General features: G+C 68.6%; 17 protein-coding genes and 2 pseudogenes. 6 read left to right on the top strand and 13 right to left on the bottom strand.

All coding sequences use genetic code 11. The features are described from left to right. Positions 1-79: 79 nt before the first annotated feature. Both AB0D14_RS02310 and AB0D14_RS02305 read left to right on the top strand, forming a co-directional pair. Positions 80-829 carry a DUF899 domain-containing protein gene (locus tag AB0D14_RS02310; protein WP_362773447.1) on the top strand — a complete coding sequence of 250 codons (750 nt, stop codon included), beginning with the start codon at positions 80-82 and terminating at the stop codon, positions 827-829. A gap of 226 nt (positions 830-1,055) precedes the next feature. Further along, positions 1,056-1,226 carry a hypothetical protein gene (locus AB0D14_RS02305; RefSeq protein WP_362773444.1) on the top strand — a complete coding sequence of 57 codons (171 nt, stop codon included), beginning with the start codon at positions 1,056-1,058 and terminating at the stop codon, positions 1,224-1,226. Between the two features lie 37 nt (positions 1,227-1,263). Here the strand turns inward: AB0D14_RS02305 and AB0D14_RS02300 are convergent. The 3 genes and pseudogenes from AB0D14_RS02300 to AB0D14_RS02290 form a co-directional block, all read right to left on the bottom strand. Continuing rightward, positions 1,264-2,616 (bottom strand): annotated as a pseudogene (locus AB0D14_RS02300) (ABC transporter ATP-binding protein); the annotation flags it as partial. A 266-nt stretch (positions 2,617-2,882) separates the two neighbouring features. After that, positions 2,883-3,725, bottom strand: a complete 843-nt coding sequence (locus tag AB0D14_RS02295; protein WP_362773441.1) for an ABC transporter permease — start codon at positions 3,723-3,725, stop codon at positions 2,883-2,885. Continuing rightward, a complete protein-coding gene (locus tag AB0D14_RS02290; protein WP_362773438.1) occupies positions 3,725-4,723 on the bottom strand; it encodes an ABC transporter ATP-binding protein in 999 nt (332 codons plus the stop codon). Before AB0D14_RS02290 ends, AB0D14_RS02295 begins: the two co-directional genes overlap by 1 nt. A gap of 63 nt (positions 4,724-4,786) precedes the next feature. On the opposite strand from AB0D14_RS02290, the gene AB0D14_RS02285 reads away from it, so the two are divergent. Continuing rightward, the gene (locus AB0D14_RS02285; protein ID WP_362773435.1) at positions 4,787-5,458 is read left to right on the top strand and encodes a TetR/AcrR family transcriptional regulator; all 672 of its coding nucleotides are present in this window, start codon (positions 4,787-4,789) and stop codon (positions 5,456-5,458) included. Between the two features lie 27 nt (positions 5,459-5,485). On the opposite strand, the gene AB0D14_RS02280 is transcribed toward AB0D14_RS02285, so the two are convergent. The 8 genes and pseudogenes from AB0D14_RS02280 to AB0D14_RS02245 form a co-directional block, all read right to left on the bottom strand. Further along, positions 5,486-5,983 (bottom strand): hypothetical protein, encoded by a 498-nt coding sequence (locus AB0D14_RS02280; RefSeq protein ID WP_362773433.1) that lies wholly within the window; start codon positions 5,981-5,983, stop codon positions 5,486-5,488. A 1-nt stretch (position 5,984) separates the two neighbouring features. Further along, positions 5,985-8,093, bottom strand: coding sequence for an integrase (locus AB0D14_RS02275; RefSeq protein ID WP_362773430.1), 2,109 nt, complete (start codon positions 8,091-8,093; stop codon positions 5,985-5,987). 68 nt (positions 8,094-8,161) lie between these two features. After that, a complete protein-coding gene (locus AB0D14_RS02270) occupies positions 8,162-9,904 on the bottom strand; it encodes a hypothetical protein (protein WP_362773428.1) in 1,743 nt (580 codons plus the stop codon). After that, entirely contained in the window at positions 9,889-11,355 is a 1,467-nt protein-coding gene (locus tag AB0D14_RS02265; RefSeq protein WP_362773425.1) for a site-specific integrase, read from the bottom strand. The genes AB0D14_RS02270 and AB0D14_RS02265 overlap by 16 nt, the downstream gene beginning before the upstream one ends. Positions 11,356-11,460: 105 nt before the next feature. Next, positions 11,461-12,006: pseudogene (locus tag AB0D14_RS02260) on the bottom strand (ABC transporter ATP-binding protein); the annotation flags it as partial. A 178-nt stretch (positions 12,007-12,184) separates the two neighbouring features. Continuing rightward, complete coding sequence (locus AB0D14_RS02255) at positions 12,185-12,328, bottom strand: hypothetical protein (RefSeq protein ID WP_362773423.1); 144 nt, start codon at positions 12,326-12,328, stop codon at positions 12,185-12,187. Positions 12,329-12,473: 145 nt separating this feature from the next. Further along, positions 12,474-12,926, bottom strand: a complete 453-nt coding sequence (locus tag AB0D14_RS02250; RefSeq protein ID WP_362773420.1) for a hypothetical protein — start codon at positions 12,924-12,926, stop codon at positions 12,474-12,476. A 68-nt stretch (positions 12,927-12,994) separates the two neighbouring features. After that, positions 12,995-13,609: an ATP-binding protein gene (locus tag AB0D14_RS02245; protein WP_362773418.1), complete on the bottom strand. Its 615-nt coding sequence runs from the start codon at positions 13,607-13,609 to the stop codon at positions 12,995-12,997. 178 nt (positions 13,610-13,787) lie between these two features. Between AB0D14_RS02245 and AB0D14_RS02240 the strand changes: the two genes are divergently transcribed. Next, positions 13,788-14,648 carry a helix-turn-helix transcriptional regulator gene (locus AB0D14_RS02240; RefSeq protein WP_362773415.1) on the top strand — a complete coding sequence of 287 codons (861 nt, stop codon included), beginning with the start codon at positions 13,788-13,790 and terminating at the stop codon, positions 14,646-14,648. After that, positions 14,649-14,912, top strand: coding sequence for a DUF397 domain-containing protein (locus AB0D14_RS02235; protein ID WP_107017598.1), 264 nt, complete (start codon positions 14,649-14,651; stop codon positions 14,910-14,912). A gap of 71 nt (positions 14,913-14,983) precedes the next feature. Here the strand turns inward: AB0D14_RS02235 and AB0D14_RS02230 are convergent, their stop codons facing one another. Both AB0D14_RS02230 and AB0D14_RS02225 read right to left on the bottom strand, forming a co-directional pair. Next, complete coding sequence (locus tag AB0D14_RS02230; RefSeq protein WP_362773413.1) at positions 14,984-15,436, bottom strand: hypothetical protein; 453 nt, start codon at positions 15,434-15,436, stop codon at positions 14,984-14,986. Positions 15,437-15,644: 208 nt separating this feature from the next. Further along, entirely contained in the window at positions 15,645-17,054 is a 1,410-nt protein-coding gene (locus tag AB0D14_RS02225; protein ID WP_362773411.1) for a PLP-dependent aminotransferase family protein, read from the bottom strand. Positions 17,055-17,095: 41 nt separating this feature from the next. Here AB0D14_RS02225 and AB0D14_RS02220 point away from each other — a divergent pair, with 41 nt between their 5' ends. After that, positions 17,096-17,686: a carboxymuconolactone decarboxylase family protein gene (locus AB0D14_RS02220; protein ID WP_362773409.1), complete on the top strand. Its 591-nt coding sequence runs from the start codon at positions 17,096-17,098 to the stop codon at positions 17,684-17,686. Positions 17,687-17,730: the final 44 nt, after the last annotated feature.

Genomic DNA, 17,730 nt, shown 5'->3' with positions numbered 1-17,730 from the left:
AGTAGATTCGCGCCCACCGATGAGTTCCGCTCCTCCCTTCGGTCCACCTCTGAGAAGGCACCGCACCGAAGGAGTAACCATGACGCTTCCGCCGATCGTGTCGCGCGAGGAATGGCGTGCCGTACGCGAGGAACTGCTGGCAAGGGAGAAGGCCGCGACCCGGGCGCGGGACGCGCTCAACGCCGACCGGCGACGGCTGCCCATGGTCGAGATCGACAAGGAGTACGTCTTCGAGGGCGGCGACGGCAAGGCGACGCTGGTGGACCTCTTCGAAGGCCGACAGCAACTGGTTGTCTACCACTTCATGTTCGCGCCCGAGTGGGACGCGGGTTGCCGCAGCTGCTCGGCGTTCGTCGACCAGATCGGACACCTCGCGCATCTGCGCGCGCGGGGCACCGAGTTGGCACTGGTCTCCAGGGCGCCGTACACGAAGATCCTGCCCTTCAAGGCGCGGATGGGGTGGACACTGCCCTGGTACTCGTCGTACGGCAACGACTTCAACCACGACTTCCAGGTGTCGTTCGGGGGCGATGAGGGCGATAAGGGTAATAAGGGCGATGACGGTGGCGAGGGTGGCCAGGTCGAAGGGTCTGGAGAGCCTTACGAGAGGCCGGGAGTGAGCTGCTTTCTGCGGGACCGGGAGCAGATCTTCCACACGTACTCGACGTACGAGCGCGGACTCGACGGACTGGGTTCCACCACGAGCTTCCTGGACCTCACGGCCCTCGGTCGGCAGGAGGCGTGGGAACAGCCCGAGGGGCGCGCGTCGGCGCTGGGCGCACCCGCGGGCAGCGAACGCATCCGGTACCACGACGAGTACGAGGACTGAGCGCGGCGCCTCACGAAACTGGGCGCGGCAGCCGTACGAGGACTGAACGCGGCCGCCTCACGAGAGCGTGGGAGCCGTCCGCGCCGGCTTGAGAGGTGGTCCACGTTCCGTTGTGACCATGTGTCGACTACGTCTCAGTAACGTCACTTCGCGAGACCTTGACCCCATGATGCGCGTTTAACTCTTCAAGGGCTCTCAAGAGAGCAGCGCTACATGGAGGTGCAGGATGTTGAACGGTCGAACGGTGCTGGAGCGTTTTCCCGCCGGCGGGCCGCGTGGTTCCTGGCCCGCGGAGGAGTTCGCGCACGCGCGTCGCCTTGAGGGGCAGCACGTCGATGTCGTGATGGACCTGTCCACGGACACCTTCCTGGTCGTCGTACGGGAACTCGTCGAGTGAGCCGGGCCGGGCAGAGCCGGGCCGGCCGTCGGGTACATCAACGCAACTTCGGCGTCGGCACCTTTGCCGTCGGCTCTACTACCGTCGGCTTCTTCACCGCGAACTGATCGGCCTGCAGCCCGTACAGCTCGGCGTAGACGCCACCCGTGGAGAGGAGTTCGTCCGGAGTACCGGACTCGACGAGACAGCCCTGGTCGAGAACATGCACCAGATCGGCGTGGCGCACCGACGCCAGCCGGTGCGTGATGAGGATGACCGTCTGACCGGTACCTGCCAGGGCCCGGATCTTCTCGAAGACCTCCAGCTCGGCGCGCGCGTCGAGCGCCGCCGTCGGCTCGTCCACGACCAGGATCGCGCCCCGCCGGTACGCCGCCCGTGCGATGCCGAGCCGCTGCCACTGGCCGCCCGACAGCTCGTGCCCGCCGCTGAACATCCTGGCCAGCAGGGTGTCGAGCCCTCGCGGCAGGTCCGCCACCACGTCCTCCGCGCCGGCCTCCTTGACGGACTCGCCCAGCCGCTCGTCGGTGAGCGGCGCCGAGGCCCGGCCGATCGCGACGTTCACCCGGGCCGTGAACGGCCACCGCTTGAAGTCCTGGGCCACCATCGCGATCCGCTCGGCGAGCTGGTGCCGGTCGGCGGTCGCCGCGTCCACGCCGTCCCACAGGATCCGGCCGCGCTGTGGCGCGTACAGGCCGGACAGCAGCTTGACCAGGGTGGTCTTCCCGGAACCGTTCTCCCCGACGAGCGCCACGATCTTGCCGAGCGGCACACTGAGCGTCAGGTCCGACAGCGCGGGCCGGGCCGCGCTGCCCGGATAGGTGAACGTGACGTTCTCGAAGCGGATCTCGCGCGGCTGTTCGGGCAGCGGCGTGCCGCCGACCGGGATCGTCCGCTCGGCCGCCACCACGTACAGGCGCTGCAGGTCCCCGACGAACAGGGCCTCCTCATGGAGGGTGTTGACCTCCAGGACGAGCGTGTCGAGATTCGCGGAGCCCGTACGGATCGCGATGACCGCCGTGCCCGCCACGGACAGCGCCATCGCTCCGGCCAGCAGCAGTCCGCCGAGCGTCGCGTACGTCGCCATGGTGGCGAGGCCGGTCCAGGCGGCCGCGATCAGACCGGTTCGAGCTTCCAGTCGGGCGAGACGGGCCTGTTCGGCCTCGGCGGCCTCCGACATGGCGCGGAAGTGCCGCAGCAGGAACGGGCCGACGCCGTGGACGCGGATCTCCGGCGCGGCGGCGGGCTCGGTGAGCAGACCGCTGATCAGCCGGCCGGCCCGGGCGTGCTGCACCCAGGCGTGCCACGACGCGTAACGGCGCCGGGCGATGGTCAGTGCGCTCCAGGCACTCGGCAGCGTCATCGTCATCAGCAGGGGCAGCAGCGCCGGGTGAGTCGTTGCAGACGCCGTGTCCCCCACAGATCGTGTCCCATTAGCGGTGGGTTGATGCCTCAGCTCGTGTCGCGTAACGGCGGCGCATCGTGTCTCTTTCATCGGTTGTCGGAGTGTCGGAAGCCGCGCTGCTCTGGCTGCTTGATGCCAATCATCTCAGGCCCAGGTTGTCGCCAGGATCCAGGCGCCGCGAGGCTCGCCGCAGAAGCGTGGCTGCCTGGGGGCTCTCCCGGGGCGGCCATCCAGGTATGGCCTGGTCGCCAAGGTCAGGTGACGACGCGGCGCTGGAAGTGGTGCATCCCTTGCCAGAGGAGCAGGGCTGTGAAGCCGATGAGGGCTGGATAGACGACGTAGAGGCTCAGGTGCGGGGCGGGGGTGACCGAGGCGCGGAAGCCTTCGCTGACGTAGGTCAGGGGATTGGCCAGGGACAGCGCCTGGACCCAGCGGATCTGGTCGAGCGTACTCCACGGGTAGAGGGTGCAGCCGAGGTAGAGCAGCGGTGTCAGCATGATCGCGAATAGCGCGGTGACGCTGCGCGGATCGAGGGCGGTGCCCAGGAAGAGGCCGAGACTCGAGCACATCAGTGCCGCGATCGGCGCCAGGGTCAGAAGCACGGCCCAGTGGAGGTGGAGGTCGGGCCGGGCCGAGGGGACGAACTCTGCGAGCGGGAAGACGACAACTGCGGCCAGCAGACCCTGGAGCGCACCGGCGAGGACCTTGGCGAACGCGACGAGGCCGACGGGAATCGGGGACAGGACGCGGTCGTCGATCTCGCGTGTGTAGCCGAACTCCTGCACCAGTGGCATGGCGACCGCGAAAATGCCCTGGAAGAGGACGACCATCGCGAGCATTCCCGCCAGGAGCGTGGTGGCCTCATCCGCCGCCTGGGTGCCGGAGCCGTGGCCCGGGGTGATCTTCGGGGTGACGTAGCCGAGCACGAACAGCAGCATCAGCGGTTGCACGACGGTGCGGGCGATGAAGTTGCTCGGTTGCTTGCGCAGGACCGTGAGGTCGCGGGCGAGCAGGGCGCCGACCGCGCGGCACGTCGCGGTGGCGGAGGGGCGGATCGGTGTGGCAACTGGGTCGAAGGCAGCGGTGGTGGTGTCCATCAGTCGCGTAGTTCCTTGCCGGTGAGGCGGATGAAGACGGTCTCCAGGGAAGGTTCTTCGATGCGGACGTCGCGCAGGCCGATGCCCGCGACGGCGGCGGCGGCGGCGATGGCCGGGAGCACCGTCTGGTCTCCGTGGACGGTCAGCAGGACGGAGTCGTTGAGGATGTGCACGTCGCGGACCCCGGGTACCTGCTTGCGCAGGAGCGCCGCGAGATCCGGTGGTCCTGTATCGGTGGTCACCGCAATGACGGTGTCGGCGTCGACCAAGCGTTTGAGCGCCTCCGGGGTGTCGAGGGCCAGCAGATGTCCGTGATCGATGATGGCCACCCGGTCGGCGAGCTGGTCGGCCTCCTGCATGTCGTGGGTGATCAGGACGATCGTTTGGCCGGCGGAGCGCAGCCCGCGCACGATCTCGTGCAGGGCGAGACGGCTTTGGGGGTCCAGGCCGCTGGTCGGCTCGTCGAGAAAGAGCACCTCTGGCCGGTGCAGGATCGCCCGCGCGATCATCAATCGCTGTGCCATGCCTCCAGACAGGCCGTCCACCGCCTTGCCTCCGACGTGCGCGAGCGCGACCTGCTCAAGCCTGAGGTCGGCTTCGCGGCGGGCATCGGTGGTGCGCATGCCGAAGAACCGACCGTGGAAGATCAGGTTCTCGCGCACGGTCAGGCTGCGGTCGAGAGTGTTGCGCTGGGGTACCACGCCGATGTTCCGGCGAGCGTCGGCGGGCCGGTCCGCGACGTCGATGCCGGCCACCCAGGCCCGGCCGGCTGTTGGTACGACGCCCGTGGTCAGCATGCCCACCGTGGTGGACTTGCCCGCTCCGTTCGGGCCGAGGAGAGCGAACACCTCGCCCCGGCGTACCGACAGGTCGAGGCCGTCCACGGCGGCCGTGCCGTCTGGATAAGTCTTGCTCAACCCTTCGGTGCGGACGATCGCGTCGGCGGGTGGAGAACCCTCCGAGGAGGAGGCCACGCGGCGCTGGATGAGAGAGGGCATGGATGCTCCCAGTTTTTTGGACTAGACCGTCTAGTCCAAGTCATTGACTATAGTATTGGACTCATGAGTCCAAGTCGTCAACATCAGGCTCCTGCGGGATCGGCGCCCTCAGCACACGGCGCCCGCCCAGGCCGACCCGGAAAGCGGCGGGCGATCATCGACGCGGCCAGACACGTATTCCTGCGCAACGGCTTCACCGACACCAGCGTCGATGCGATCGCAGCGGAGGCCGGAGTCTCGAAGCAGACGATTTACAACCACTTCGGCGACAAGAAGAGCCTGTTCACCGCGGTCATCGAGGCGGCGCAGCGCGACGCGACGAGCGAGTCCGAGTCCCGGTTCGCGACCGAGTTCAAGGAATCGGGCGACCTGGACCGCGACCTACGCGCGGCCGCACGTCTCTGGGTGGAACTGGTCCTGGCAAAGGACCTCAACGCACTACGCCGCGTCATCATCTCCGAGCAGGTGCGCCACCCCGAGCTCGCCGAAGAATGGGCGCGCCCGCGTGCCCCGTTCGAGGCGGCCCTCGCCCAGGAGATCGAGCAGCAGGTTCGTAAGGGTGTCCTTGATGTGCCCGATGTCGAACTGGCTGCTCATCAACTCGTCCTGCTCACCGCCCATGAGGCGGCGCATCAGTCCAGCTATGGCATGCACGAGCTCTCGCCCGCCGAGGTCAACAAGATCGTCAATGATGGCGTTGACATGTGGCTGCTCAGCTACCGAACACGGCAGTGAGGAGCGAGGTGATGGTGCAGTCGGCGGTCAGCTGCACGACCCGAACGGGGCAGTCCGGTCGCCGACAGCGGGGAGTCGGCGGACGTTCTCGCCGTTGGCGGCCTGCTCGCGCAATCGCATGATCTCGTCGTGCTGGGCGGCCAACCGGGAGATCGCCAGGGTCTTGAACTCGGACAGCTTCGTCAGCTCCTCATTGCGGTCGGTGATGCGTCTCTTCAGTTCGGCGTTCTCCTTCTTGAGCCGCTCGATCTGCGCGACTCGGGGATCGAGGATTTCCCCAGCGTCCTGAAGTTCCCTGAGCCGCCGCTCGAACTCCTCGGCGAGGTGCTGGTAGGCACCGGGCCTGGTGGTGCCGTCGCGGTTGGGTTTGGGGTAGAAGCCGGTGCGGGTGACCCCGGCCAGGGCGGCGAGGGTCTTGAGGTCCGCCTTTCCCCCGGGCGGCAGGTTCCCGCTCAGGATCCGTTCCATAGCAGCCCGGATTGCGGCCTCGTTGCGAGCTTTGTCATCCCAGGTGAGCCGGGCCATGTCACTCCTCTCCACCGGACGCGGCCTGGGCGGCGTCGATCTCGGCGACGACTCGCAGGGCGCGATCGCGCTCGGGTACCAGCCGTGCTTTCTCGCCCTTGGCCACCCGAGGGCTCTCGATGAACACATCGATGGCGGTGGCCTGTCCGGCCCAGACAGGACGGTGGCAGGGGTGGTGGGTGGCCTGCGGGCAGCGAGCCGAGTCGCACATGCCGACCAGTGGCTTCGCCGCATCCGGCGTGCCGGCCAGGCGCAGGCACAGGGCCTTCGACGGGTCACGGAACCAGCAGAAGTTTGCAGGCCCGACGTGCAGCGTCTTGGCCTGTTTACGCAGGAGATTCTCCAGGTGACGGTCGTCCTTGAGGATCTTCGGGTCTGTGCGGGCCGCGTCCTTCAGCTGGGCATCCACGTGGTGGAATGCCTCGATCAGGCCGCGTGCACCGGGACCGGCGGGCATACGGCCTGCTTGGACATCGCGGAATGCCTCCACCGTCAGCTGCACGTGATGGGCTTCTTCGGCTTCTTCGATCTCGGCATGGAACAGTCGCTGGGATCCGCCGGGGCGAGCGGCATAGCCCTCCGTGGTGGCTACGGAGATGTGCTTGAGGGCGATCTTCGCCGCCAGCAGACCCCCCGGCCGCTCCGCGATGGCCAGGGACAGCGTCCGTCGCAGCATCCTGGCATTGAGCGGGCCTTGGGGGATGATCGGGAGTCCCCAGCGCTCCCGGTTGCCGGTCCGCTCCAGCCAGCCACGCAGGTTCTTCAATCGGCCGGACAGATCGATGGTGCCGAACAGCGCCTCACCGGCAGGCCGGTTCACCAGGCGTTCGGCGAGGGCCACGGCTCGGTCCACCTGCTCGATGACCACCCACTCGTCGGGGACTCCCCCGAACTTCTGCCCTTTGATCAGGCGGCTGGCGAGCCGAAACCGGCGGCCGCCCCCAGACGTTGTCACAGCAGGGAGTCGGCACCCTGCCTCGATCTCCAACAGTTCGCTGGTCCGCATTCCGCTGAGGGCGCAGGTCACCGCCAGACAGGCTGTCACCGCATGGTCGACCATGAAGAAGAGATCGCCCTCAGCCAACGGCAATGTCCACGGGATCAGCTCGCCGTCCCCCAAGCGCGGGATGGCTGCGGCCTGCCGGGCCAGCGGCGGCTGGAATCCGACCTCGGCGGCCAGGGCGGTCAGTTCAGGGATCATTTGCCGACGCGCGTCGTCTCCGAATCTGCGGGCGTCGATGGTGCGGGCGAGTGCTTCCCACCCCAGGTGCTTCAGGGGACCCTCCTGTCCCAGCGTGGTGCGCTTCCGCAGCTGAACATCATCAACCGCGGGCAGGGGTTCGCCATTGGCCCGCATGATGGCCAGGACCTGCCGCAGAGCGGGAAGGTGCGCCAGGGTGACGCTGCCTGACACCGTCGTGTCCGCTCGGGACGTGCGCGCCGTGTCCATCAGGTCTGCCAGATGCGGCCCCACTTCATTGACGACGTACAGGCAGGTGGCCAACAGCGGCTGCAGCATGGAGTCCGGCACGGGCGGTGTGAGGTTCGGCCCCTTCGACTTGTAGCCGACGACCTGGGTGGCGGTCTTCCCTCTCCACGGGACAAACCCGGTTTCGTAGCTGTCGCTGGACAGCAACTCCTCGTACTGGGCAATCAGTTTGAGGATCCGGACATGCGCCACGGTTGAGTACGGTTCGAGACGTCGCCTTGGCCGCCCGGGGACCGGGACGCTCCACGAGTAGTGCTCCAGGTACCGTTCGCACATCTCCTGCGTGACATCCTCCAGAGCCGTGATCCCTTGCTCGGTGAGCCAGTTGAACCACTCGGTGTATCGCTGCAGGAAGTTGAAGCAGGTCCGGGGAGAACGGGCGGCCCGCAGCGCATGCGCGCACTCCAGCACCGCCTCGTACTGCGGGGCCAGCATCGCCAGCAGGATCTCCTTGGCCACGATTCTCCATAGCGGATTGACGATCCGGGGGAAGTCCCAGATCTGCTCGTGGTCGGACATCATCCGGTGTGCGTCCGCGAGGCCGGAGAACACCCAACGGTCCTGCTCGAACCGCGGGCGTGTCGCACCATCGACGAGTCGCAGCCCGGCGATCTCACACACGTCACTCTGAGCGAAGACCGAGGCCAGCCGACGGTGACGGGAAAGAAGTGCATGTACGGGAGGGTGCGTCACAGTGTGGCCTCCTCGGGCCTCAGCGGGAGATCAGTGTCGTCGTCCTCCACCTCGCGTTCGCCCTTCGCCTTGGCCTCGACGGAGAGCTTCGGCAGGATCTCGCTGGTCAGACGATCGGCGTACGGACCGAAGACCCGAACGAAGTTCTCCGTAGGCATCTGCCGGAACTGGCGCGCGAAGAAGGCGTTCAGCCGCAGCAGGTTCGCCGCGTGACGTGGTAAGAACACCGACAGCGGGCACAGAAGACACACCCACGGCCGGGCCGGACACGGTTGCCCGGCCGGACCGTGGACTCCGGCCAGTTGATCGGCGCACGCAGCGGTGAACACATCGCGCTCGCCGCCCACCAACTCGGCAATCGCCGTGGCATCCAGCTTGAGCCGCTTCACCTCGTCAGGAAAATCCTCGGCGAACTGCGCTGCCTGCCCCGCAGAGAGCACCACCGGCGGCAGCGCCTTGCGCAGGATGTCGGCCTGACCGTCCTCGATAATCGACTCCACCGCATCGAGCTGCGCAGGACTGGTCGGAGTGACGTAGTGATCGCCTTCGGTGCGGGCGGTGTGGTTCGGATCGATCGTGGCCCGTCCGGTCCACCCTCGCCGGGCCAATCGTTCGTGGTACGTCGCACGAATCCGGCCGCGATGGATCACGAACGGCTTCCCCGCATCGTCCACCAGGCCCAGCTGCTTCACCAGATCACGATGACGGCCCGTGCCCAACGGAGGGCCGACAACCGGACTGAACTCCCCACTCGTCGTGTACCACTTCGGCGTGTACGAGATCCACAGCTGCCCACGGATCTCGGCGTCAGTGAAGTTCCGCAGCGGCGCCGAGTACGCCAGCCACCGCTCCAGCAGCCGCACCGCCCGAGCCGGAAGATTGGAACTCTCCCGCGCAGTACGCCCCTTGATGTAGGTGATCAGCATCGTGGCGTCGCCGGTCCACTCGAGACCGTCCAACCCCAGATCGTCAATGCCGTCCGGCACGACCCCGCAGTACATGCCGAACAAGACGGAGTAGGCGACTTGGACGACCGGATGCGGAAACAGATCACTGCGTACCTGCCGCACTGCCCGGCGCAGGTCCCACTGTGTCGACTTCGTGCCCTGGGTCCGCGCCCGGTACACGGGCCGGTCCGGAAAGGGGCCGTCCCGCAACAGCAGCCAGGCGATGTCCTGCGGACTGTGGTGCGCGCTCGCCGACGGCTCGCCGCCCTGCGCGGCCAGCTCCAGAGCCCGCCGGTGACGGGCCCAACTGTCGTCCACCACCGCCCGGCACGACGTCTCCAGCCGCTCCCACTCTCCATCGGTGTACGCCTTGTACGGGCTGGTGCCTCGATACGCCTGGATCTGGTTCCCTGTGAGATACGTCCGCACCTCCGGACGCAGGGCTCCGGTGACCGCGTCGAAGCCCTTCAACAGCATGCGGGTCTCGCGCTCACGCGTATACGTGCTGGCCATCCAGTAGCGGACCAGCGCGGCCCGCGTCAGATCCGGGGCACGCCCGGTGAACCCGGCCTCAGCCAAGGCACTCACCATCTTGCGGAGGGCCACCGCGTACGCCTTCGCCGTGTTCTTCGCGCCGATACCGCCAGAGGGATGCGCGTTGGCCGCGAGCCCCTTAGCAAGATCACGCGCCAGCCCGGGATTGGGCAGACCCTCCAGAACAGCCGTCCACTCACGACCGTTGGGAAACACGAAGCGCACCGCCAACGGCTCGTCCATCACGTACGCGGGCATCCGCCGGCCTCCTCGTCATCGAACTCGGCCGCGGCTTCGGCGGCAGCCTCCGGATGCAGTGCGTCGGCCGTGTCCTTGTAGGCGTCGCGATAGATCCGTGTGACGTCCAAGCGAGCGATGTAAAGCTCCGTCGACAGGACGCTCTGGTGGCCGAGCAAGTCCCGCAGGATCAGCATCGGATCGTTCCGGGTCAGATAGAGAGCCATCGCGGCGTCGTCTCCGGTGTCCGCCGCGAGGGCAGCCGCCCGCTGGTAGTAGCCCGTGACCAGCCACTCCAGGGTCGCCATCGCCATCGAGTGACGCAGCCGGTGCGGGGCCACCGTCGGAAACCGCGGCTCGAACCGCTCGCGGATACGGGCCGACGTGCGACGGAAGACCGTCGCCCAGTCCACGAACGGCTTCCCCGAGGACTGCAGGCCCAGCAGCGGCGACCCGCCATCCGGACCGACCAGACGCAGCCGCTCGGCCGGACGCAACTTCCGCCACGACCTCCGCTTCCCGTTGAGGAACGCGCCCTCCCAGTCGGGCTCCTTCACCACCAGCGGCTCACCCAGATTCGATGGCGGCCGCCACGTGAAGCCCTCGGCCGACGCCGCCCGGTCCAACTCGATGTACTGGTGCACCTCGGCGAGCGCCTCATAGCTGATCCACGTTGTGCGGGCCTTCTGCCCCTTGGTGATCGCATGGCTCAGCGGAAACAGCACGGGCAGTGTTCGCGAGCGGGACGGAAGAGGCGGCACTTCGTAGACCGTCAGGTGTGTGAACTCCTGCCGCCGCAGGCCGCTGGACAGCACCAGTCGGCCCATCGCCGCGTTACGCGCCCCTTCCCGGCCGCGGTAGCTCGGGTCCGGCTCGCCATCCGGGCCGAGCCCTGCCAGCCCCCGCACGAACAACTCCGCGAAGTCCCGTTCCAGGTACTTGATCGTTGTGTGCGGCCTGGGTGTGCGCAGCTTGGCGAGGTTCCGCTCCACATCGACCAGAACCCCATCCGCCATGCGTCGGCCTGTCCGGTAGCTGAACGGCACGGCGGCGGCGATGCCTTCGTCACGGGCCCATGTGTAGAAGCCCGACAGGATCCCCATGTTCAGGTTCCAGGTGCTGGGGTCCCAGCGGTCCGTCAGCTCGCCGGCCAGCCGGTACTCGGCGTACATGCCCAAGGTGGCGCGCAGGTCCTGACCGTCACCCAAGGGGCTGACCCCCCGGACCTGGAGGAACGTCAGCCAGTCGCGGAGGCAGCTGGCGCTGTTCTGCCAAGTGCGTGTGGCTGGGGCACCGTTCAGCGGAAGCTCACGCAGCCAGCGGTTGACGAACACCGTCGGCCGGGGCGCTCCTGGAGCGTCCTCGAATCTCAGGTCGTCGTCGATGAGTACGGGCATCCGGTCCCGGATGAGCGGCTGCCGAGCCACATCCCAGGACTCCCAGCCGGCGGCGGAGAAACCGATCAGTTGCATGGCGCGGAGCCTAGATATTCGACACGGCCTGAATGCAACAGACTTGGAGGAATCACTCCAAGGTGTACCGCGAGTAAAGCGACACGACGATTAAGCAGCGACTTCCGGGTGCAGCACTGTGAGGACGCCGGCCGCCGCGATCAGCGAGATCATCGCGTTCACCACGCGCGTGGCGATCCCGATCATGCGCCGGGCGGACGAGGCGCCGTACTGCGCGGTGTCCAGCAGCTTGTGGAACGCCTCGTCCTCGATGGCCGACAGTTCGACCGTCGCGGCCCGTTCCAGATACAGCTCCGTCGCGACCCGTTCCACCTTCGGTTCGAGGCGGCCGGTGGCGTACGTCGAGGCGGCGCGCAGCAGTGCGGCGAGCAGCGTCACCACGGCGACCGCGACAAGTGCGGGCACCGCGTCCCGCAGCCGGTCCGCGACCGGGCCGCCGCCCATCAGGCGCCCCAGGACGCTGTTGACCGCCAGCAGACTCACCGCCTGCGCCAGACCGCGGCTCACTTCCGCGGCCAGGACGATGCGCGCGGCCTGGCGGTCCGCCTGCCACGCCAGCCGGAAACTGGACGCGAGCAGCGCGGGCAGCCGCGTCAGCATGGCACGGAAGTTCAGCTCCATGAACGCGTTGGAGTGCTGTGACCAGCCCATGTCGTAACGCAGCGGGCCGCCGAACAGAAGCCGCTCGGACTCGGAGGGTTCAGGCCCGTCCGCACCGGCTTTCCCGCCGGTGGCCCCCGGGGCCGGCTCCTTCCGGGTGGCACCTGGCCCTTTCCGGGCGGCTTCTGGGGACTTTGCCGACGTGGTCCTCTTCGATGGTCCCGATGACTCAGCAGACCTCACCGTTGACCTCCCCGATCGTGGACGGACGGCCACTATCGCGGTGTGGGGCGCTGTCGGGCAGGGCGCGTGCCCGCTCCGGTACGGCGTAACCGGAGCGCGCCCGGGCGCTCGTGGCCGCGCGCTGTGCCATGCCCGGGAACGTGTGCTTCCACGCACCCGGGGGCGGGAGAGAACTGTGGCGGACCGAACGTACGACCAGGTGCTGATCGACTCGGGCGCTGATCGACCCAGGCGCTGGTCGACGCGTGTACTGGTCGACTCGTGTACTGGTCGGCTCAGGCGCTGATCGGCCGGGACCAGGCCGGCGGCGTCCCTGTCACCCGGCACAGCGCCAGATAGAGGGGGATCGGCGGGGTGTACGGAAGGGTGCCGTCAGGTGTGTGGATCAGGCCGGGAAGGCTGGGCGAGGCGGGAACGCGCGCCCCTGTGGCGTAGTGCGCGGGCGCGGGCCACTCCAGGGCGACATCGGAGTCGGACGGCACGAGCCACCACCAGTGCGTACTGTCGGCGTACACGCAGCCGACGCGCGGCAGCCGGGGCATCACCAGCGGGCCGATTCTCGCGGGCATCGCCACCGCGTCGCAGCCCAGCGGGGCCCGCATGCCCTCCGGCACGGTCAGCCGCCGCGACCCAGCCGGGCCCGACGTCGCCCGGCCGCGTTCGATGCGGACCAGCGTGTCCAGGCTCAGCGTCCGTGGCGCACCGGCCGAGGTAGCCCTCACACCCATTCAGCCCCTCTCCCGATATCCGCACCGGCCGGTGGCCGACCGGCGGCTCGGCACTGGAACGGTTCAGCTCAAACCCGCTCGTGTCCGGTCGGGAGTGTTCCGGCCGGGGGCATACATATCCCGGTCGGCGAGGAGCCGGCTGGGGCCGGCCGGCTCCTCGCACTCCAACCCAGGTCCGACCGCGGCTCGGCGCCGTTGTTCGCCGAGCGCGGCAGGTCCGCCCAGACCAGCAGTCCGGGACCGGTTTCCTGGGCGCCCCAGGCAGTGCACATCGCCGCGACGAGAAGCAGTCCCCTCCCATGCTCCTCATCAGGGCGCTGTGGCGACGGGTGGGGCTCACCCGGCGCACATCCCTCGTCACGGACGGCTATCCGCAGCAGGTCCTCGCCGTCGTGCAGCTCGCACACCACATGGCGGCTCGCTGTGTGCACGATGGCGTTGGTGACCAGTTCGGAGACGACGAGCTCTGCCGTGTCGCAGGTGTCCTCGCAGACGGCCCACCCCGAAAGCCGGGCGCGCGTCAGGTGTCGGGCCTGTGCTGCGGAGCCCGGGTGTGCGGCCAGCTCGAAGCGGAACCGGCGCTCGGCTGCCGTGTCGGGGCGTACCCCGGCAGTGGCACCAAGACGGAACCGGTCCTCGACGGCGTCTGTTCCTAACGGCGCGGACGGAATCACGCTTGCCACTATCTCCCCGTCGTGAACACTTGGCAAGTGTCACTCTGAAAATTGCAGAGTGCAGTGTTCTGGGCGGTATGGCCATGGCACACTGCTCGCAACAGCATGTGGCGCGGCGTCAGTTGGGTACCCGTACAGGGCCCGAACGGGCGCCGCCCCGGCTGTCCGGACCAAAGTGGAGGTGGACGTGAGTGAGCCGCGGTCCGCGCCGACGGTCGGGCAGGTCGTCCTCGGGCGGCGTCTGCTGGACCTGCGGGAACGCGCGGGGCTCAAGCGTGAGGAGGCGGCGCGCATTCTGCGGGTCACCGCCGCCACCGTCCGGCGTATGGAGATGGCCGAAGTATCACTCAAGATTCCGTACCTCCAGCTCCTGCTGAAGTCGTACGGCGTCTCCGACGGCGAGGCCGAAGCGTTCGTCGCGCTCGCCGAGGAGGCGAACCAGCCGGGCTGGTGGCAGCGGTTCCACGACATCCTGCCGGGCTGGTTCTCGATGTACGTGAGCCTGGAGGGAGCGGCCTCCCTCATCCGCTCCTACGAACCCCACTTCGTACCCGGAGTGCTGCAGACCGAGGAGTACGCGCGTGGCGTCATGGAATCCGGCGCCATCGGCCAGACAAGACCCGAGGACATAGAGCGCCATGTGGCGCTGCGTATGCAACGGCAGGAACTGCTGACGCGCCAGGGCGCGCCCCGGTTCTGGGCCGTGATGGACGAGACCGCCCTGCGCCGCCCGGTCGGCGGCCCCGAGGTCATGCGCGGCCAGCTCGACAGGCTGCTGGAGGCCACGAAACTGCCCAACGTGACACTGCAGATCGCCCCCTTCTCCTCGGGGCCGCACGCGGGCACGTACGGGCCGTTCGTGCTGTTCCGCTTTGCCATGCCCGAACTGCCGGACATGGTCTACAGCGAGTACCTGACCGGTGCCGTCTATCTGGACGCGCGCACCGAGGTGGCAACCCACCTCGAGGTCATGGACCGCATGGCGGCGCAGGCCGCCACGGCACATCGCACGAAGGAGATCCTGCTGGATCTCCGCAAGGAGCTGTGAATGGATCGCATCAAGTCCCGGATACGCCTCGCGCGGATCTACAACGGCATGCCCGCCAGGGAACTGGGCAGCGAGGGCTGGCACAAGCCGTGGAGCGGGGGCAACGGCGGCAACTGCCTGGAGGCGATGAAGCTCGCCGACGGCCGGATCGCGGTGCGTCAGTCGGCCGACCCGGACGGTCCAGCTCTCATCTACACCCCCGGCGAGATGACCGCGTTCATCCAGGGCGCCAAGGCGGGGGAGGCGGACTTCCTGCTCTCCTGAGGCCACCGACCAGTGTCGAGAACGCCGTTGTCGGAACGCCACTGCAAGAACGTCGCCGCGAGAACGCCGATTCAGAACCAGGACCACATGCGCCGTGGCGCGTCCACGAGCCGGCTGACCGCCACCACCGGTAACGGCGGCTGCTCCGCCCGGCTCGGGCCGAGGCTCAGCGCGTAGTGGATCTGCTCGATGGACGGCGGTCCGACCGCGAGGTTGCGGCGGACCGCATCCGACGGGGATTCCTGCCCGGCATGCACGGGGTATGCCGCAGCCATCGTCCCCGTACCGCTCACACCCGCCCCGCAGTGCACGAACACCGGCCCCGGGGGCGCACCGACGACGCCCAGGAAGCGCCGTACCTGGTGCGGCGTCGGGATCTGTCCGTCCCGTACGGGCAGCCGTACGACGTCCAGGCCCGCCCTGTGCGGTCCGGCGAGCTGGGCGGCGGACGGGTCCTCGGCACGCAGGTCGACCACGGTGCGTACGGCCGCACGGAAGTCGTGCCGGCCCCGCACGTCCAGCACGGACGTGAACTGACCTGCCAGGGGCGGTTCCTGGGGGTCGGGGCCGGGACCGGGGGCTCCAGCTCCGCGCCGACATCGTGGTGCGCGCCCCGTTCCTCCCGTCGCACGCACCGTCTTCGTGACGTTCGCCAACCGTCGTCCTGGAGCACCCTCCAGGACCGACCGCCAACAGGGGGACGTGCGGGGATCCACGGAGTTGCAAGGAGACTCACGGAGGCGGCAGCGCGGCGCACAACGCGTTCAGCGCGGCTCCGTAGGCGTGCTCCGAGGGCGTGGCATAGCCCACGACAAGGCCGTCCGGCGCCGCTCCGGCCGCCTCCGGGTGCCGGAACTCCGCGAGCCCGTCCAGCGAGAGGCCCTGCCACACGGCGGCCTTCACCGCGGACTGCTCGCTGCCGGGCGGCAACCGCAGCACCGCGTGGAGCCCGGCCGCGATCCCGGTGACCTCGACATGCGGTGCCTGTACGGCGAGCGCCTCGATCAAACGGTCCCGCCGCCTCCGGTACCGCTGCCGCATCCGCCGTACATGACGGTCGTACGACCCCGACTCGACGAAGTCCGCGAGCGTCAACTGGTCCAGGACGCTCGCCCAGGCCTCCCGCTCGCCCTTTGCCGCCAGCACGTCTTCGACGTACCGCTCGGGAAGGACCATCCAGCCCAGCCGCAGCGCGGGCGACAGGCTCTTGCTGACCGAACCGATGTGGATGACCCGCTCCGGATCCAGGCCCTGCAAGGCCCCGACAGGCTTGCGGTCGTAGCGGAACTCCCCGTCGTAGTCGTCCTCCAGAATCACCCCTCCACGCGCGCGTGCCCAGTCGATCACGGCGGCTCGCCGCGCGGGATGCAACGGCCCGCCGGTCGGGAACTGGTGCGCGGGCGTGAGCAGCACGGCCCGCTCCCTGCCGAGGTCGCCGACCTGGGCGCCGTCCTCGTCGAGGGCCAGCGGGACGGTCCGAACTCCTGCCGCGGCCAGCAGCCCCCGATGGAAGGGGAGACCGTACGACTCGACGGCCAGGGAGCCCCGCAGAATCGTGGGGAAGAGCAGCCGCAGAGCGTGCGCGAAACCCGAACAGATCACGATCCGTCCCGGCTCGGTACGGACACCACGCGCGCGTGCCAGGTACTCCGTGAGCGCCTCCCGCAGTTCGGGTCGCCCCGCGGCATCGCCGGGCCCGAACGCTTCGGCGGGGGCCCGCTGGAGAGCCCGCCGGTACGAGGCGAGCCAGGCGGTGCGCGGGAACGCCGACGCGTCCGGGGTGCCCTGCCGCAGGTCGTGCCGCGGCCCACGCGCGCGTGGAGGTGTCTTCTTGGGTACGCGCGCCTTGGCCTCCAGCGGTTCTGCTCGCTCGGCGACCCGGGTGCCCGAGCCCTGGCGCGCCGTGAGCCAGCCCTCCGCGACGAGCTCGGCGTACGCGTCGGCCACCGTGTTGCGCACCACGCCCAGGTCGGCGGCGAGCGAGCGGTACGGGGGAAGGCGGGTGCCCGGAGCGAGACGCCCGCTGCGGATCGCCTCGCGCAGAGCGCGGATCAGGGCAGCGCGCCGGCCACCCGGACCGGACAGTTTCAGATGCAGGTCGACGCCGATGCGCTCCGCATAATTGACCCATGAATCTGCCATGAAAATGCACCCTACCGGGGGTCTTTGAGGCACATAGATTCATGGTCATGACGACAAACACGATGCACGCCACGCACACTACGCTCGCGGTGATCAGTAGCACTGGGGATGCGACCGAGGCCGCTGGGGTCACCGAGGCCACTGGGGTGGCCTCGCGGGTGGCCGAAAATGTTCGCCCCGCTCGCCCCGTTCGCCTCGACTTCGGGAAGTCCGCTCCCAAGGTCTTCCGCGCCCTCATCGGCTTCGACGCCGCGGCCCGTGAGGGGCTCGATCCGGCTCTCGTTGAACTGATCCAGATATGCGCCTCGCACCGCAACCACTGCGCGTACTGCCTCCACATGCACACCAACGACGCCCGCAGGGCCGGCGAGAGCGAGGACAGGCTGCACATGGTCGCGGTGTGGCGCGAGGCCCCGCACTTCTTCACCGAGAGGGAGCGGGCGGCCCTCGCGCTGACGGATGCGGTCACGCTGGTCGCCGACGGCGGCGTGCCGGACGACGTCTACGCCGAGGCCGCCGCGCACTTCGACGACCGGGAACTGGCCCAGGTGCTGGCCCTGATCCTTGCGATCAACACCTGGAACCGCGTTGCCCTGTCGACGGCGAAGACGGCGGGCACGGACCAACGCTGAGAGCTGTCGTGGGAGCAGCACACCGGGATCACCGGGGTAGGGGA

This window comes from Streptomyces sp. NPDC048484 (assembly GCF_040651415.1).
Lineage (GTDB): Bacteria > Actinomycetota > Actinomycetes > Streptomycetales > Streptomycetaceae > Streptomyces.
The sequence above is the reverse complement of the archived record's forward strand: the minus strand, read 5'-3'. Positions and strand labels throughout refer to the sequence as shown.

Excerpts from the sequence above, each read along its gene's own strand:
- AB0D14_RS02280 (WP_362773433.1), bottom strand. The coding sequence starts at position 5,983 with ATGGCCCGGCTCACCTGGGATGACAAAGCTCGCAACGAGGCCGCAATC.
- AB0D14_RS02265 (WP_362773425.1), bottom strand. The coding sequence starts at position 11,355 with ATGCAACTGATCGGTTTCTCCGCCGCCGGCTGGGAGTCCTGGGATGTG.
- AB0D14_RS02220 (WP_362773409.1), top strand. The coding sequence starts at position 17,096 with ATGGTCATGACGACAAACACGATGCACGCCACGCACACTACGCTCGCG.
- AB0D14_RS02255 (WP_362773423.1), bottom strand. The coding sequence starts at position 12,328 with ATGGCACAGCGCGCGGCCACGAGCGCCCGGGCGCGCTCCGGTTACGCC.
- AB0D14_RS02285 (WP_362773435.1), top strand. The coding sequence starts at position 4,787 with ATGAGTCCAAGTCGTCAACATCAGGCTCCTGCGGGATCGGCGCCCTCA.
- AB0D14_RS02290 (WP_362773438.1), bottom strand. The coding sequence starts at position 4,723 with ATGCCCTCTCTCATCCAGCGCCGCGTGGCCTCCTCCTCGGAGGGTTCT.
- AB0D14_RS02270 (WP_362773428.1), bottom strand. The coding sequence starts at position 9,904 with ATGCCCGCGTACGTGATGGACGAGCCGTTGGCGGTGCGCTTCGTGTTT.
- AB0D14_RS02295 (WP_362773441.1), bottom strand. The coding sequence starts at position 3,725 with ATGGACACCACCACCGCTGCCTTCGACCCAGTTGCCACACCGATCCGC.
- AB0D14_RS02310 (WP_362773447.1), top strand. The coding sequence starts at position 80 with ATGACGCTTCCGCCGATCGTGTCGCGCGAGGAATGGCGTGCCGTACGC.
- AB0D14_RS02305 (WP_362773444.1), top strand. The coding sequence starts at position 1,056 with ATGTTGAACGGTCGAACGGTGCTGGAGCGTTTTCCCGCCGGCGGGCCG.
- AB0D14_RS02225 (WP_362773411.1), bottom strand. The coding sequence starts at position 17,054 with ATGGCAGATTCATGGGTCAATTATGCGGAGCGCATCGGCGTCGACCTG.
- AB0D14_RS02235 (WP_107017598.1), top strand. The coding sequence starts at position 14,649 with ATGGATCGCATCAAGTCCCGGATACGCCTCGCGCGGATCTACAACGGC.
- AB0D14_RS02250 (WP_362773420.1), bottom strand. The coding sequence starts at position 12,926 with ATGGGTGTGAGGGCTACCTCGGCCGGTGCGCCACGGACGCTGAGCCTG.